Below are 16408 nucleotides of genomic sequence, written 5' to 3' on the forward strand. Positions count from 1 at the left end.
TTTTTGAGGAAATAGTTATGGCAGGTCATAGTAAATGGGCCAACACCAAACACCGCAAAGCGGCACAGGATGCCAAACGCGGTAAGATTTTTACCAAAATCATTCGTGAGCTGGTTACCGCAGCTCGTCTCGGCGGCGGTGATGCGGGTTCCAACCCACGTCTGCGCGCGGCGATCGACAAAGCGCTGAGTAACAACATGACGCGTGATACGCTGAACCGTGCTATCGCGCGTGGTGTCGGCGGTGACGACGATGCGAACATGGAAACCATCATTTATGAAGGTTACGGTCCTGGCGGTACAGCGGTGATGGTGGAATGTCTTTCTGACAACCGTAACCGCACCGTGGCGGAAGTGCGTCATGCCTTCAGCAAAACCGGTGGCAACCTGGGAACCGATGGTTCCGTTGCTTACCTGTTCAGCAAAAAAGGCGTCATCTCCTTCGAAAAAGGTGATGAAGACGTGATCATGGAAGCTGCGCTGGAAGCCGGTGCGGAAGACGTGATGACCTTCGACGACGGCGCGATTGACGTCTACACCGCGTGGGAAGAAATGGGCGCAGTGCGTGATGCACTGGAAGCGGCAGGCCTGAAAGCCGACGCCGCTGAAGTCTCCATGATCCCGTCAACCAAAGCAGATATGGATGCAGAAACTGCACCGAAACTGCTGCGTTTGATCGACATGCTGGAAGACTGCGATGACGTGCAGGAAGTTTACCATAACGGTGAAATCTCTGATGAGGTTGCAGCGACTCTCGAATGAGACTGCATAGCCCGTTAAAAGGAGACGCGTGATGTCCATCATTCTCGGTATCGATCCGGGCTCGCGCGTCACCGGTTACGGTGTGATTCGCCAGGTAGGCAGGCAACTGACCTACCTGGGCTCAGGATGCATCCGTACCAAAGTCGACGATTTACCGTCGCGTCTGAAGCTCATCTACGCGGGCGTGACGGAAATCATCACCCAATTCCAGCCTGATTATTTCGCTATCGAACAAGTCTTTATGGCCAAAAACGCCGACTCCGCGTTAAAGCTGGGGCAGGCGCGTGGCGTGGCGATTGTTGCTGCGGTGAATCAGGATCTTCCGGTCTTCGAATATGCCGCCCGGCAGGTCAAACAGACGGTGGTTGGCACCGGCGCCGCCGAAAAAAGTCAGGTGCAGCATATGGTGCGGAACTTGCTAAAACTGTCGGCCAATCCGCAGGCGGATGCCGCCGATGCGCTGGCGATAGCCATAACCCATTGTCATGTCAGCCAGAATGCCATCCAGATGAGCGAATCGCGGCTGAATCTGGCCCGTGGACGGTTGCGCTAAAAGGGCGTCAGGGGCGGTGATATTGCCAATGAAAAGCGTGCTCTTTGTTCTTTTTCTCATACTCAATGGGTATGTATTAATAACGGAGTTCCACTACTATCGCGGCAGTGTTACCACCACTGGCGAGGTGACAAACCTGCACGTGACCAGCAGCAGCGAGCGGCGACTATACAACACCTGTACCCGATTTCGCGGGCGTGAAGATTGCTCTACGCTTTATGCTTACGATGTCACATGGCTGGCTGAGGGCAAAAGCTGGCACTGGCATGCTGAAAAAGAACGCACCGCGCCTGGCGTACAAATCTGCATGCAGGTTGTTCAGGGTAATCCCCGCATTGCAAAACCCTGCGCTTCATTTTTCTTTATTAATAGCCGGATCCCTTTTCTGATGATGATCTGGGGGATTCTGGTTTTTATCGCTATTACGTATCTTATTTACCGAATCTCAGTCTCGCTGAAGCGTAAGCGGGCGAGTCTGCTGATGTACCGGGTCTGTACCACCCGACGTCAACAATTGCTGGAGACGGACGATCCTGACGAAATCAGGCAGTTTATCGGCACTCAGTATCGGGTTTGTAATACCACCCGAAGCAGTGAAATTCTTCGCCGGGGGCGTAAAAAAATTCGCGTCGAATGCATTACTTACCATGTACGTATCAGAAAGGGACCATAAAACTACGCCTTTTCAACAGAGGGCTCAACTGCTGATACGTAGCGGTACGCTATTTTCATCTGGATATTTATCCAGTCTTTTTTTATGATACAGGATTCTTACTTCGGCCCTTACGCAGGAGCGTCATGTGATAGGCAGACTCAGAGGCATTATTCTCGAAAAACAACCCCCTTTAGTGCTGCTGGAGGTTGGCGGTGTGGGCTATGAAGTACATATGCCAATGACCTGTTTCTACGAATTGCCTGAAGCCGGTAAAGAGACGGTGGTTTTCACCCATTTTGTGGTGCGTGAAGATGCACATCTGCTGTTTGGTTTTAATAACAAACAAGAGCGTACTCTGTTTCGTGAGCTGATTAAAACCAATGGCGTAGGGCCGAAACTGGCGCTGGCGATCCTCTCGGGTATGAACGCGCAGCAGTTTGTTAATGCGGTTGAGCGGGAAGAGCCTGCGGCACTGATTAAACTGCCGGGTATTGGCAAGAAAACCGCCGAACGCCTGATTGTCGAAATGAAAGACCGCTTTAAAGGTCTGCATGGCGACCTCTTCACGCCGGCAGCCGATCTGGTGTTGACCTCACCGGCAGGTCCGGCGACGGACGATGCAGAACAGGAAGCCGTTGCCGCACTGGTGGCGCTGGGCTATAAACCACAGGAAGCCAGCCGGATGGTCAGTAAAATCGCCAAGCCGGATGCCAGCAGTGAAACGCTAATCCGCGAAGCACTACGTGCCGCGTTGTGAGGTAAAGGATGATAGAAGCAGACCGTCTGATTTCCCCCGGCAGCGTTAATGCCGAAGAGGTCGCGGACAGGGCTATTCGCCCGAAAATGCTGGCTGAATATATCGGCCAGCCGCAGGTTCGCTCGCAAATGGAAATCTTTATCCAGGCGGCGAAACAGCGTGGCGATGCCCTGGATCATCTGCTGATTTTCGGCCCTCCGGGCCTCGGTAAAACCACGCTTGCCAACATCGTCGCCAACGAGATGGGCGTCAACTTACGTACCACCTCCGGCCCGGTGCTGGAAAAAGCCGGGGATCTGGCGGCGATGCTCACCAACCTCGAACCTCATGATGTCCTGTTTATTGATGAAATTCATCGTCTGTCACCGGTGGTCGAAGAGGTGCTCTACCCGGCGATGGAAGACTATCAGCTGGATATTATGATTGGCGAAGGGCCTGCCGCGCGCTCCATCAAAATCGACCTGCCGCCGTTTACGCTGATAGGGGCTACCACCCGCGCCGGTTCACTGACGTCGCCATTGCGTGACCGCTTTGGGATCGTGCAGCGGCTGGAGTTTTATCAGGTGGCCGATTTACAGCACATCGTCGGGCGCAGCGCACGTTTTATGGGGCTGGATATGAGTGAGGAAGGGGCGCTGGAAGTGGCCCGTCGCGCACGTGGCACCCCGCGTATTGCCAACCGCCTGTTACGCCGCGTGCGTGATTTTGCCGAAGTGAAACATGACGGGGCGATTTCTCAGGATATCGCTTCGCAGGCGCTTGATATGCTCAATGTCGATGCCGAAGGGTTTGACTATATGGACCGTAAACTGCTGCTCGCGGTGATAGATAAATTCTTTGGCGGGCCGGTCGGGCTGGACAACCTCGCTGCGGCGATTGGTGAAGAGCGCGAAACCATTGAGGATGTTCTGGAACCCTATCTGATCCAACAGGGTTTCCTGCAACGTACGCCGCGCGGACGTATGGCGACGGTGCGGGCATGGAATCACTTTGGCATCACGCCACCGGCAATGCCGTAAGCTCCATTTAGCTGTCAATAATCGTTGTCGATATCCTGCATGGCGGAACGGGAAACCAGCACTGCCAGCAGGAAAAGCGCAATCAGGACGCCCAATCCGATCAGTAGCATATTGCCCCTCCCGCCCGGTTAACCTGTCCATGCCCGTACAGTCAGTCCCTGATCAAACTCTAGAAGGACTTGTCTGACCACAGCGCCGCAGTCGTAAAGAATTGCGCAAAAGATCACAAGGCTGAAATATATAAATGACAACACCTGCGTTAAGGGTATTTGCTGCTAGCGGCAGGGCACCCGAATCAATATCAGGTGCCCCGGAAGAGAAGGGGAGATGACGATTAACGGGCGCTCTTTTTCACCATTGAGAAGATAAACAACAGCGCGGCGCAGAGCACCACTGAAGGCCCCGCCGGGGTGTCATAGAACGCGGAGAAGGTAAGCCCTCCGGTGACGGCAATCATCCCGATGCCGACCGCAACACCCGCCATCTGCTCGGGGGTCCGGGCGAAGCGACGGGCTGTTGCCGCCGGGATAATCAGCAGCGAGGTGATGATCAGCGCACCGACAAACTTCATGGCCACGCCGATGGTCAGCGCGGTGACCAGCATGAGCAGCAATTTGACCCGCTGGATCTTAACGCCATCGACAAATGCCAGTTCAGGGCTGATGGTCATTGACAGTAAATTACGCCACTGCCAGAACAGAATTCCCAGCACCACCGCCACTCCCAGCGCAATAGAAATTAAATCCTGCGGCGTTACCGCGAGCAGATCGCCAAACAGGTAGGCCATCAAATCGACGCGGATGTTCGACATCAAACTGACCACCACCATACCGAGCGATAAGGCGCTGTGGGCCATGATCCCCAGCAGCGTATCCACCGACAGATGGGGGCGTTTTTCCAGCCACACCAGCCCGGTTGCCAGCAGCAGCGTCACTACGATGACCGCGTAGAAGGGGTTAACGTCGAGCAATAAACCGAACGCCACCCCAAGCAGTGAGGCATGCGCCAGGGTGTCGCCGAAATAGGACATCCGACGCCAGACAACGAAGGAGCCCAGCGGACCTGCCGCGCAGGCAAGCAAAATCCCGGCTAACCAGCCGGGGAGGAGTAATTCAATCATCCGCGTCCATTTCCCTGACGTAATACAATGCGCCCTTGTAAATCATGGCGATGGTTATGCTGGTGGCGATAAATACCCAGTTGTTCAGCCCCACGAGAGCCGAACATTGAAATGAATTCCGGGTGCATAGAGACCACTTCAGGCGCGCCTGAGCAACAGATATGGTGATTAAGACACAGCACTTCATCGGTCTTTGCCATCACCAGATGTAAATCGTGGGAGACCATCAGCACGGCGCAGTTGAGTTCGCGACGCAGGGTATCGATAAGGTCATACAGCGCGACCTGACCATTAACATCAACGCCCTGAGTCGGCTCGTCCAGAACCAGCAGTTCCGGAGTATTGAGCAAAGCACGGGCAAGCAGGACGCGCTGAGTTTCTCCGCCCGACAGTTTCTGCATCGGGGCATCGACCAGGTGTGCGGCCTGGACACGCTTGAGTGCGGGCAGAATGGCGTCTTTATGGGTGCCGGGGCGCAAACGCATAAAACGACCCACGGTCAGCGGCAGAGTAGCATCAAGGTGAAGTTTTTGCGGCACATAGCCGATTTTCAGATTATTACCGCGATTGATCGTACCGGAATCAGGTGCTACCAGCCCCAGAACGACGCGTACCAGCGTCGATTTCCCGGCCCCATTTGGGCCGAGGAGGGTAAGAATTTTACCCGGTTCTAAATTGAGCGAAATGTCAGACAGGACGCGTCTTTGACCGAAACTGACGGAGACATTTTGCAGAGTAATCAAATTAGTCATATCGTTTAAAGGGTTGCACAAGTGATAGAATGTTATAATATCACATTCCACTCATTCATTACGATAAGTAGTTGCATTATGTTACATAAAAATACGCTTCTTTGCGCAACACTCTCCACTGCCCTTTTGGGGGCTGTAACAGGCACCGCAAATGCAGCGGTCGTCGCTTCAATTAAGCCATTAGGCTTTATCGCGTCCGCCATTGCAGATGGGGTCACGACTACTGAGGTTTTGCTGCCGGATGGCGCATCGGAGCATGATTATGCGCTACGGCCATCAGATGTAAAACGCTTAAAGAACGCGGACTTAGTCTTCTGGGTTGGGCCAGAGATGGAAGCCTTTATGGACAAGTCGGCACAGCAGATCCCGGCGGCAAAACAAGTCCAGATGGCGACGCTGCCGAATGTGGAACCGTTGCTCATCAAAGGCAGTGATGATGACGATCATGATCATGCCGGGCACGACCATGGCGATGAAAATAGTGACGAGCATCATCATCATGGTGATTACAACATGCATCTGTGGCTTTCACCGGAGATTGCGCGGATGTCGGCGGTTGCAATCCACGATAAATTAGTGGAACTTATGCCGCAAAGCCGAGCACGGCTGGATGCCAACCTGCAAGCATTTGAGGCACAATTAGCCCAAACAGATAAGCAAGTTGGTAGCGAGCTGGCACCGCTGAAAGGTAAGGGGTATTTCGTTTTTCATGATGCCTACGGCTACTTTGAGAAACACTACGGGCTGACCTCTCTGGGTCATTTTACCGTCAACCCTGAAATTCAACCTGGTGCGCAGCGTTTACATCAAATCAGAACACAGTTGGTTGAGCAAAAAGCAGTCTGCGTTTTTGCTGAGCCACAGTTCAGGCCGGCCGTCGTTGAAGCGGTTGCCAGAGGTACGTCCGTCAGAATGGGGACGTTAGATCCGCTGGGAACCCCTGTCCAACTGGGTAAAGAGAGCTATACACAGTTCCTGACTCTGTTGTCGAACCAGTACGCGAGCTGCCTGAAAGGAGAATAACGAGGAAGTGGATACGTGCAACAGATAGCCCGCTCTGTCGCTCTGGCATTTAATAATCTGCCCCGGCCCCACCGCGTTATGCTGGGGTCACTTACAGTACTCACCCTTACGGTCGCCGTCTGGCGGCCGTATGTCTACCATCCGGAATATCAGGAATCTGCCCCAGTAGCCAAGGTTATCACGCTTGATAAGAACGAAGTTCGTTCGCTTCTGCCTGATGCCAGCGAACCCATTGACCAGACGACGCCAGATGAAGTGGAGGACATTCCTCAGGATGAACTGGACGATAAAACGGCCAGTGAAGCTGGCGTGCATGAATATGTGGTCTCAACCGGCGATACCTTAAGCAGCATCCTCAATCAGTACGGTATTGATATGGGCGATATCAGCCAGCTTGCCTCGGCGGATAAAGACCTGCGTAATATGAAAATTGGTCAGCAGCTCTCGTGGACGCTAACCGCTGATGGTGATTTACAGCGTCTGACCTGGGAGATGTCCCGCCGCGAAACCCGTACCTATGACCGCGTGGATGGCGGTTTTAAAATGAGCAGCGAGTTGCAGGAAGGCGACTGGGTTAATGCGGTGATGAAGGGGACGGTGGGCGGCAGCTTTGTCAGCAGTGCGAAAAGTGCCGGACTGAGCAGCAGTGAAATAAGCTCTGTCATCAAGGCGATGCAGTGGCAGATGGATTTTCGCAAGCTGAAAAAAGGCGATGAATTCTCCGTGCTGATGTCCCGCGAGATGTTGCAGGGCAAACAGGAGCAAAGCCAGCTGCTGGGCGTGCGTCTGCGTTCATCAGGCAAGGACTATTTCGCCATTCGTGCCGAAGACGGTAAATTTTACGATCGTAACGGTACAGGTCTTGCGAAAGGGTTTATGCGTTTCCCGACCTCCAGACAGTTCCGCGTCTCCTCGAACTTTAATCCGCGTCGCCTTAACCCGGTGACCGGACGTGTGGCACCGCATAAGGGCGTCGATTTCGCCATGCCGCAGGGCACGCCAGTGCTCTCTGTCGGGGATGGCGAAGTGGTTGTCGCCAAACGCAGCGGTGCGGCCGGGTACTATGTTGCGGTGCGTCATGGGCGCACCTACACCACCCGCTATATGCACCTGCGTAAGCTGTTGGTGAAAGAAGGGCAGAGCGTTAAACGTGGCGACCGTATTGCGCTCTCGGGCAATACCGGACGCTCAACAGGGCCTCATCTGCACTATGAAGTATGGATTAATCAGCAGGCAGTGAACCCGTTGACGGCTAAGCTGCCGAGAACCGAAGGGTTAACAGGCTCGGATCGTCGTGACTATCTGGCCCAGGTTAAGGACGTGGTTCCTCAACTCCGCTTCGATTAATCTCTGCACCCTGAAAGCCGGTGTCTGCGTACACCGGCTTTTTCTTTTGTAGGAAACAGTGAGCCTCGCTACACTGTCTTTACTTTTCTTATTTAAATACCCACTTGCCTGCGGAATTTGCATGGAAACGAAGAAAAATAACACTGAATTTATTCCCGAATTTGAAAAGAGCTTTCGCCATCCGCGCTACTGGGGCGCATGGCTTGGAGTAATGGCTTTCGCTGGCGTTGCGATGATCCCGGCGTCAGTCCGCGACCCGCTGCTGGGTAAACTGGGTCGCCTGGCCGGAAAACTGGGTAAAAGCGCACGTCGTCGGGCGCAGATTAATCTGCTGTACTGTTTCCCGGAAAAAAGTGAAACCGAACGTGAAGCATTGATCGACGAAATGTTTGCCACCGCTCCGCAGGCAATGGTGCTGATGGCTGAACTGGCGCTGCGCGGCCCGGAAAAAATCCTTCCCCGCGTGGAATGGCGGGGAGAGGCAATCGTTGACACGCTGCGCCAGAACAATGAAAACGTTATTTTCCTTGTCCCGCATGGTTGGGGAGTGGATATCCCCGCGATGCTGATGGCGTCGCAGGGGCAAAAAATGGCCGCGATGTTCCATAACCAGGGAAATCCTGTTTTTGACTATGTGTGGAACACGGTTCGCCGTCGCTTCGGTGGCCGGTTGCATGCGCGAAATGACGGGATTAAACCTTTTATTCACTCGGTTCGTCAGGGCTACTGGGGCTATTACCTCCCGGACCAGGATCATGGCGCGGAGCACAGCGAGTTTGTCGACTTCTTCGCCACCTACAAAGCCACACTGCCGGCAATTGGTCGCCTGATGAAAGTCTGCCGCGCCCGCATTGTGCCGCTGTTCCCGATTTATGACGCAAAGTCGCACCGGCTGATTATTCAGGTGCGCCCGCCAATGGACGATCTGCTAACTGCGGACGACAACACCATTGCCCGTCGCATGAATGAGGAAGTGGAGAATCTGGTGGGGCCGAATCCTGAGCAATATACCTGGATCCTGAAGCTGCTGAAGACGCGTCGGGAGGGGGAAATTGAACCCTACCGGCGAAAAGAGCTGTTCCCGAAGAAGAAATAAAAAAATCCCCGCATCTGGCGGGGATTGTCGTTTTAGCGTTTCACTTATTCGACTGTCAGAATGCGGGTGGTATTGGTGGTGCCAATGGTGCTCATCACGTCTCCCTGGGTGACGATAACCAGATCACCGGAGAGCAGATAGCCTTTGTCACGCAGCAGGTTGACCGCATCGCTGGCGGCGACCACACCTTCACTGGTGCTGTCGAAATAGACCGGGGTTACGCCGCGGTACAGCGCGGTGAGGTTCAGCGTACGTTCATGGCGGGAAAGGGCGAAAATCGGCAGTCCGGAGCTGATACGGGAGGTCATCAGCGCCGTGCGTCCGGATTCGGTCATGGAGATAATCGCCGTGACGCCTTTCAGATGGTTAGCCGCGTACATTGCAGACATCGCAATGGCTTCTTCGACGTTATCGAACTGAATATCCAGGCGGTGTTTGGAAACGTTGATGCTGGGGATCTTCTCTGCGCCCAGGCAGACGCGCGCCATAGCGGCGACGGTTTCAGCCGGGTACTGACCCGCAGCGGTCTCCGCTGACAGCATGACCGCATCGGTACCATCCAGCACGGCGTTTGCCACGTCCATCACTTCCGCACGGGTTGGCATCGGATTAGTAATCATCGACTCCATCATCTGCGTTGCCGTGATGACAGAGCGGTTAAGCTGGCGGGCGCGGCGAATTAAGGCCTTCTGAATACCAACCAGTTCCGGGTCGCCAATTTCCACGCCGAGGTCGCCACGCGCGACCATCACCACGTCGGAGGCGAGGATAACGTCATCCATAGCGTCCTGGCTGCAAACGGCTTCTGCACGTTCTACTTTGGCAACAATTTTGGCGTCACAGCCTGCATCACGTGCGAGGCGGCGGGCATAATTAAGGTCTTCGCCGCAGCGAGGGAAGGAGACGGCAAGGTAATCCACGCCAATGTGCGCAGCGGTCAGGATATCGGCTTTATCTTTTTCAGTCAGTGCTTCGGCTGACAGGCCGCCGCCCAGTTTGTTAATCCCTTTGTTATTGGAAAGCGGGCCGCCGACGGTAACTTCGGTAAACACTTTCATGCCCTGTACTTCCAGTACTTTTAACTGTACGCGACCATCATCCAGCAACAGGATATCGCCAGGAACGACATCAGCAGGCAGGCCTTTGTAGTCGATGCCGACTTTCTCTTTGTCGCCTTCGCCTTTGCTGAGGTTGGCATCCAGCAGGAATTTATCGCCAATGTTCAGGAAGACTTTACCTTCCTTAAAGGTGGACACGCGGATTTTGGGCCCTTGCAGGTCGCCAAGGATGGCTACATGGCGTCCCAGTTTTGCCGCAATCTCACGTACCTTATCCGCACGTAATTTATGATCTTCTGCGGTGCCGTGGGAGAAGTTCATACGCACCACGTTGGCGCCTGCGGCGATAACTTTTTCGAGGTTATTATCGCGATCGGTAGCCGGGCCGAGGGTGGTAACGATTTTGGTTCTGCGAAGCCTTCTGGACATGTAATACTCCGTTGTCTAAAACAACCAGGTGTTGCGTGAACATGAATTCGGGTACGGTCTCCACGTGAGAGGAGAACAGTGAATTTACCCGAATGGCGTAAAATGTTACAACTTTGTTGTTGCTGTTAGTGTTTATCACTCCTGTTCAGGAGTTCCTTATCAAAGCGCGATTCTTTGAGTGCTTCTTTGACACGCTTCAAGTTATCCCTGAATTTTGCCCCCCGGCGCAATGTGAACCCGGTTGCAAGAACGTCGATAACCGTCAGCTGCGCCAGCCGCGACACCATCGGCATATAAATGTCGGTATCTTCCGGTACATCCAGAGTGATAGCCAGAGTCGCTTCACGGGCCAGCGGGGTGTCCGCGGAGGTGAGCGCAATGACCATGGCATCGTTTTCACGCGCCAGTTGAGCCAGTTCCACCAGACTTTTTGTGCGGCCGGTGTGAGAAATCAGCACCACGACGTCATCATCGCTACAATTCATACAACTCATACGTTGCAACACGATGTCGTCGGAATAGACTACCGGGACATTAAAGCGGAAAAATTTGTTCATTGCATCATGGGCAACAGCGGCGGAAGATCCCAGACCAAAGAAGGCGATTTTCTTCGCCTGGGTGAGTAAATCCACCGCCCGGTTTACCGACGTCATATCCAGCGATTGCCGGACATGATCGAGGCTTGCCATGGCAGATTCGAAAATTTTTCCAGTATAAGCCTCAACGCTGTCATCTTCATCGACATTACGGTTGACATAGGGCGTGCCATTGGCGAGGCTTTGCGCCAGATGGAGCTTGAAGTCGGGAAAACCACGAGTATCGAGACTGCGGCAAAAACGGTTTACAGTAGGTTCACTGACGCCCGCTTCCAGTGCGAGTGTGGCGATACTGGAGTGGATGGCTTTATCCGGCGTGGCAAGAATAACTTCAGCCACTTTACGTTCGGATTTGCTAAGGTGTTCCAGTTGAGACTGGATCTTTTCCAGCATATTCATTATCAGCAGCATGCTCATCAGTAAAACGGTTCCACAAGAGTGTAAAACCGTGAAGCGGTTTGGTTTGATATTACCTCCCTGCGCAGCAGAAAGGTAAGTTGCAACGAGAATTGTTGTTGTTTTTTTTCATTACTTGATCACAGTCGGATTTTATCCTCTGTGCATCAGGCAAACATCCAGCCTTTTCCGGGCGAAAAGCCAGAATTTCGCCAAATGACAGGCGAACGCACGGCTGGACAAGCGTTAGCGGTTTCGGGAATCAGGTAAAAGCAGTACAGTGCAGTGTAATAAAATTACAACTAAGGCCTGGCATAAGCACCAGGAAAAGCCAACTGAGGAGAATGACATGGCGGTAACGCAAACAGCCCAGGCATGTGACCTGGTCATTTTCGGCGCGAAAGGCGATCTCGCTCGTCGAAAATTGCTGCCTTCCCTGTATCAACTAGAAAAAGCAGGTCAGATTCATCCCGATACGCGCATCCTGGGTGTAGGGCGCGCGGAGTGGGACAAAGAAGCCTATACCAGGGTCGTGCGCGAAGCGCTGGAAACTTTCATGAAGGAAAAGATCGATGAAAGTTTGTGGGATACGCTGAGCGGTCGACTGGACTTCTGTAATCTGGACGTCAACGATGTGAAAGCGTTTAACCGTCTGGGTAAAATGCTCTCTCAGAAAGAGCGCACCACCATTAACTACTTTGCGATGCCGCCAAGCACCTTTGGCGCGATCTGTCGTGGTCTGGGTGAAGCAAAACTGAATGCCAAGCCTGCGCGTGTGGTGATGGAAAAACCGCTGGGGACCTCGCTGGCCACATCGTGTGAGATCAATGACCAGGTGGGCGAGTACTTCGAAGAGTGCCAGGTCTACCGTATCGACCACTACCTGGGTAAAGAAACGGTGCTGAATCTGCTGGCGCTGCGTTTTGCCAATTCCCTGTTCGTCAACAACTGGGATAATCGCACCATTGATCATGTTGAAATTACGGTTGCGGAAGAAGTAGGCATTGAAGGCCGCTGGGGCTACTTTGACCAGGCCGGTCAAATGCGTGACATGATCCAGAACCACCTGCTGCAAATTCTGTGCATGATTGCGATGTCGCCGCCGTCCGATCTCAGCGCTGACAGCATTCGTGACGAAAAAGTCAAAGTACTGAAATCGCTGCGCCGTATTGATCGCACTAATGTGCGTGAAAAAACGGTTCGTGGTCAGTATTCCGCCGGGTTTGCGCAGGGCAAAAAAGTGCCGGGCTACCTGGAAGAGGAAGGGGCGAACAAGTCGAGTAATACCGAAACCTTCGTGGCTATCCGCGTGGATATCGATAACTGGCGTTGGGCAGGTGTTCCGTTCTACCTGCGAACCGGTAAGCGTCTGCCGACCAAATGCTCCGAAGTGGTGGTGTACTTCAAAACCCCTGAGCTGAACCTGTTTAAAGAGTCCTGGCAGGATCTGCCGCAGAACAAATTGACCATTCGTCTGCAACCTGATGAAGGTGTGGATATTCAGGTGCTTAACAAAGTTCCGGGTCTTGATCACAAGCATAATCTGCAAATCACCAAGCTGGATCTGAGCTATTCCGAAACCTTCAATGAATCACATCTGGCAGATGCCTACGAGCGTCTGCTGCTGGAGACCATGCGTGGCATTCAGGCACTGTTTGTGCGTCGTGATGAAGTGGAAGAAGCCTGGAAATGGGTTGACTCCATTACCGAAGCCTGGGCGATGGACAATGACTCACCAAAACCTTACCAGGCTGGCACCTGGGGACCGGTTGCGTCGGTTGCGATGATCACCCGCGATGGTCGTTCCTGGAACGAATTTGAGTAACTGTTGTGTCGGTGATGTTATTTCATTTTACCGGTAACATGATCTAACACAGAAATCAGGACAATTTTTCACCTTTCAAGCTCCGACTGGATTCACCAGCGGAGCTTTTTTTATTACACTGGCTGAAGCGATTTTGCCGTTGGGGCGCGCGACTACTGTAAATCTGACGAATGAGCTTGTCAGGTCAGAACTTAGTCCAGCATTACCCCAGACAGATAAATTTCAGGAGCCTCTATGAACTCAATATTGTTACGCGTAACAAATCGTATTGCTGAACGCTCGCGCGAAAGCCGGACCGCCTACCTAAAACGCATCGAACAAGCTAAAAGCGAAACGGTCCACCGCTCATCGCTGGCCTGCGGCAACCTTGCCCATGGCTTCTCGGCCTGCCAGCCGGAGGACAAGGCCGGTCTGAAAAGCATGTTGCGTAACAATATTGCTATCATCACCTCCTACAACGATATGCTCTCCGCTCATCAGCCCTACGAAACCTATCCCAATATCATCCGCAAAGCCCTGCATTCGGTGAATGCCATTGGCCAGGTTGCCGGAGGGGTGCCTGCCATGTGCGACGGTGTGACCCAGGGCCAGGACGGCATGGAGCTTTCACTGCTCAGCCGTGAAGTGATTGCGATGTCGGCAGCAGTCGGACTGTCTCACAACATGTTTGACGGCGCATTGTACCTCGGCGTGTGTGACAAAATTGTCCCCGGTCTTGCAATGGCGGCGCTCTCCTTCGGTCATCTGCCTGCGGTCTTCGTACCTTCAGGCCCGATGGCCAGCGGACTGCCAAATAAAGAGAAAGTGCGCATTCGTCAGCTCTATGCCGAAGGCAAGGTGGATCGTATTGCGCTACTGGAGTCTGAAGCGGCGTCTTACCACGCGCCGGGCACCTGTACCTTCTACGGTACGGCCAATACCAACCAGATGGTTATTGAGTTTATGGGCATGCAGTTGCCGGGCTCTTCCTTCGTGCATCCGGATGCGCCGTTGCGTGAAGCGCTGACCTCAGCTGCGGCACGCCAGGTCACTCGCCTGACCGGCAACGGCAGCGAGTGGATGCCGCTGGGTAAAATGATCGACGAGAAGGCGGTGGTGAACGGGATCGTTTCATTACTGGCAACCGGCGGCTCGACGAACCACACCATGCATCTGGTGGCGATGGCGCGCGCCGCAGGCATCATCATTAACTGGGATGATTTCTCTGAGCTTTCGGAAGTGGTGCCGCTGATGGCAAAACTCTATCCAAATGGCCCGGCAGACATTAACCACTTCCAGGCGGCGGGCGGAGTACCGGTGCTGATGCGTGAACTGCTCAAAGGCGGCTTGCTGCATGAGGATGTCAACACTGTAGCCGGGTTCGGTCTTTCACGTTACACCCTCGAGCCATGGCTGAACAACGGCGAACTGGACTGGCGTGAAGGCGCCGCTGCGCCGCTTGATACCAACGTTATTGCCACGGTCGATGCGCCGTTCTCACGCCACGGTGGGACAAAAGTGCTTAGCGGCAACCTGGGGCGCGCGGTAATGAAAACCTCAGCCGTACCGGTCGAATACCAGGTTATTGAAGCCCCCGCCGTTATCTTCGAAAGCCAGCATGATGTGGTTCCGGCGTTTGAAGCCGGTCTGCTGGACAAAGACTGCGTGGTCGTTGTTCGCCATCAGGGGCCAAAAGCGAACGGCATGCCAGAATTACATAAACTTATGCCGCCGCTTGGTGTATTATTGGACCGCCGTTTCAAAATTGCGTTAGTTACTGATGGACGTCTGTCCGGTGCATCGGGTAAAGTGCCCTCCGCAATTCATGTTACCCCCGAAGCATACGACGGTGGGTTACTGGCAAAAGTTCGCGATGGCGACATGATCCGTGTTAACGGACAGACTGGCGAACTGACGCTGCTGGTGGATGAGGCAGAACTGACCGCCCGCCAGCCACATATTCCTGACCTGAGCGCAATGCGCGTGGGCACGGGGCGTGAAATGTTCGGCGCACTGCGGGAAAAATTGTCCGGCGCAGAACAGGGCGCAACCTGTATCGATTTTTAAATGACAAGTTTATTCGTTCTGGCGAGAGAAAAACTCTGATGAAAAATTGGAAAACGAGTGCAGAAGCAATCCTGAAAACCGGTCCGGTTGTGCCGGTTATCGTTGTTAATAAACTGGAGCACGCTGTTCCGATGGCGAAAGCGCTGGTTGCAGGCGGTGTTCGCGTACTGGAAGTGACTCTGCGTACCCCTTGTGCAATGGATGCTATCCGCGCCATTGCCAAAGAAGTGCCGGATGCGATTATCGGCGCCGGTACCGTGCTTAACCCGCAGCAGTTAAAAGAAGTGACCGAAGCTGGCGCACAGTTTGCTATCAGCCCAGGCCTGACTGAACCTCTGCTCAAAGCGGCAACCGAAGGCACTATCCCATTGATCCCTGGTATCAGCACCGTGTCTGAACTGATGCTGGGTATGGACTACGGCCTGAAAGAGTTCAAATTCTTCCCGGCTGAAGCCAACGGCGGCACTAAAGCCCTGCAGGCCATTGCTGGTCCGTTTGCGCAGGTTCGTTTCTGCCCGACTGGCGGTATTTCTCCGGCTAACTACCGTGACTATCTGGCGCTGAAAAGCGTGCTGTGCATCGGCGGTTCCTGGCTGGTTCCGGCTGATGCGCTGGAAGCGGGTGACTACGACCGTATCACTAAACTTGCTCGCGAAGCGGTAGAAGGCGCGAAGTAAGCGTTTAACGCAGGTTCATTGTCTGCATAAAAAACCGTATTGCTGTAAAGCGATACGGTTTTTTTTCGTCTGAAGGCATTCGGGCCGGGCCTGATATTATTTTGTCTTTATATGGTGAATGTGTTTCACCTTAACGCATATAAAAATTGAATATATTGTTTTTATTTTTACGCAGGAAAATAGAGGTATAATCGGAAGTTGATTGCCAGAGGCAATATTACTTAGGGAAGGTGCGATTTAATCGGTGGGGTTCAGTGGAGTCCTTATCTGTATTAGCCTTACCTTAGCTGAGCTGTAT

Annotated in this window: 15 protein-coding genes; 11 read left to right on the forward strand and 4 right to left on the reverse strand. The window is 53.5% G+C overall.

The features are described from left to right. The first annotated feature begins 17 nt into the window (after positions 1–17). The 5 genes from ACSZO4_RS10655 to ruvB all read left to right on the forward strand — a co-directional run bounded on the left by ACSZO4_RS10655 (position 18) and on the right by ruvB (position 3745). Positions 18–761, forward strand: coding sequence for a YebC/PmpR family DNA-binding transcriptional regulator (locus ACSZO4_RS10655; RefSeq protein ID WP_437888894.1), 744 nt, complete (start codon positions 18–20; stop codon positions 759–761). A gap of 31 nt (positions 762–792) precedes the next feature. After that, entirely contained in the window at positions 793–1314 is a 522-nt protein-coding gene (ruvC, locus tag ACSZO4_RS10660) for a crossover junction endodeoxyribonuclease RuvC (protein ID WP_437888895.1), read from the forward strand. 28 nt (positions 1315–1342) lie between these two features. Further along, entirely contained in the window at positions 1343–1987 is a 645-nt protein-coding gene (locus ACSZO4_RS10665) for a hypothetical protein (RefSeq protein ID WP_437888896.1), read from the forward strand. Between the two features lie 127 nt (positions 1988–2114). Then, the gene (gene ruvA / locus ACSZO4_RS10670; RefSeq protein WP_437888897.1) at positions 2115–2726 is read left to right on the forward strand and encodes a Holliday junction branch migration protein RuvA; all 612 of its coding nucleotides are present in this window, start codon (positions 2115–2117) and stop codon (positions 2724–2726) included. An 8-nt stretch (positions 2727–2734) separates the two neighbouring features. Beyond that, positions 2735–3745: a Holliday junction branch migration DNA helicase RuvB gene (ruvB, locus tag ACSZO4_RS10675; protein ID WP_437888898.1), complete on the forward strand. Its 1011-nt coding sequence runs from the start codon at positions 2735–2737 to the stop codon at positions 3743–3745. A gap of 334 nt (positions 3746–4079) precedes the next feature. Here ruvB and znuB read toward each other — a convergent pair whose 3' ends face one another. Both znuB and znuC read right to left on the reverse strand, forming a co-directional pair. Further along, the gene (znuB, locus tag ACSZO4_RS10680) at positions 4080–4865 is read right to left on the reverse strand and encodes a zinc ABC transporter permease subunit ZnuB (RefSeq protein ID WP_437888899.1); all 786 of its coding nucleotides are present in this window, start codon (positions 4863–4865) and stop codon (positions 4080–4082) included. Then, positions 4862–5617, reverse strand: coding sequence for a zinc ABC transporter ATP-binding protein ZnuC (gene znuC / locus ACSZO4_RS10685; RefSeq protein ID WP_437888900.1), 756 nt, complete (start codon positions 5615–5617; stop codon positions 4862–4864). The genes znuB and znuC overlap by 4 nt, the downstream gene beginning before the upstream one ends. 78 nt (positions 5618–5695) lie before the next feature. On the opposite strand from znuC, the gene znuA reads away from it, so the two are divergent. The 3 genes from znuA (at position 5696) to lpxM (ending at position 9083) form a co-directional block, all read left to right on the forward strand. Next, complete coding sequence (znuA, locus tag ACSZO4_RS10690; RefSeq protein ID WP_437888901.1) at positions 5696–6640, forward strand: zinc ABC transporter substrate-binding protein ZnuA; 945 nt, start codon at positions 5696–5698, stop codon at positions 6638–6640. Between the two features lie 15 nt (positions 6641–6655). Next, complete coding sequence (gene mepM, locus ACSZO4_RS10695) at positions 6656–7987, forward strand: murein DD-endopeptidase MepM (RefSeq protein ID WP_437888902.1); 1332 nt, start codon at positions 6656–6658, stop codon at positions 7985–7987. A 121-nt stretch (positions 7988–8108) separates the two neighbouring features. Continuing rightward, positions 8109–9083: a lauroyl-Kdo(2)-lipid IV(A) myristoyltransferase gene (gene lpxM, locus ACSZO4_RS10700; RefSeq protein WP_437888903.1), complete on the forward strand. Its 975-nt coding sequence runs from the start codon at positions 8109–8111 to the stop codon at positions 9081–9083. Positions 9084–9127: 44 nt separating this feature from the next. Here lpxM and pyk read toward each other — a convergent pair whose 3' ends face one another. Both pyk and ACSZO4_RS10710 read right to left on the reverse strand, forming a co-directional pair. Beyond that, on the reverse strand, positions 9128–10570 hold the full coding sequence (gene pyk / locus ACSZO4_RS10705) for a pyruvate kinase (RefSeq protein ID WP_437888904.1): 1443 nt from the start codon (positions 10568–10570) through the stop codon (positions 9128–9130). 125 nt (positions 10571–10695) lie between these two features. Beyond that, positions 10696–11565, reverse strand: a complete 870-nt coding sequence (locus ACSZO4_RS10710) for a MurR/RpiR family transcriptional regulator (RefSeq protein ID WP_437888909.1) — start codon at positions 11563–11565, stop codon at positions 10696–10698. Positions 11566–11911: 346 nt separating this feature from the next. On the opposite strand from ACSZO4_RS10710, the gene zwf reads away from it, so the two are divergent. The 3 genes from zwf (at position 11912) to kdgA (ending at position 16110) form a co-directional block, all read left to right on the forward strand. Continuing rightward, the gene (zwf, locus tag ACSZO4_RS10715; RefSeq protein WP_437888905.1) at positions 11912–13387 is read left to right on the forward strand and encodes a glucose-6-phosphate dehydrogenase; all 1476 of its coding nucleotides are present in this window, start codon (positions 11912–11914) and stop codon (positions 13385–13387) included. A 234-nt stretch (positions 13388–13621) separates the two neighbouring features. Next, a complete protein-coding gene (edd, locus tag ACSZO4_RS10720; RefSeq protein WP_437888906.1) occupies positions 13622–15433 on the forward strand; it encodes a phosphogluconate dehydratase in 1812 nt (603 codons plus the stop codon). A 38-nt stretch (positions 15434–15471) separates the two neighbouring features. Continuing rightward, positions 15472–16110: a bifunctional 4-hydroxy-2-oxoglutarate aldolase/2-dehydro-3-deoxy-phosphogluconate aldolase gene (gene kdgA, locus ACSZO4_RS10725; protein ID WP_437888907.1), complete on the forward strand. Its 639-nt coding sequence runs from the start codon at positions 15472–15474 to the stop codon at positions 16108–16110. Positions 16111–16408 lie beyond the last annotated feature (298 nt).

It is taken from the genome of Phytobacter sp. V91, assembly GCF_965644225.1.
In the GTDB taxonomy this organism is placed as follows: Bacteria; Pseudomonadota; Gammaproteobacteria; order Enterobacterales; family Enterobacteriaceae; genus CBFFRJ01.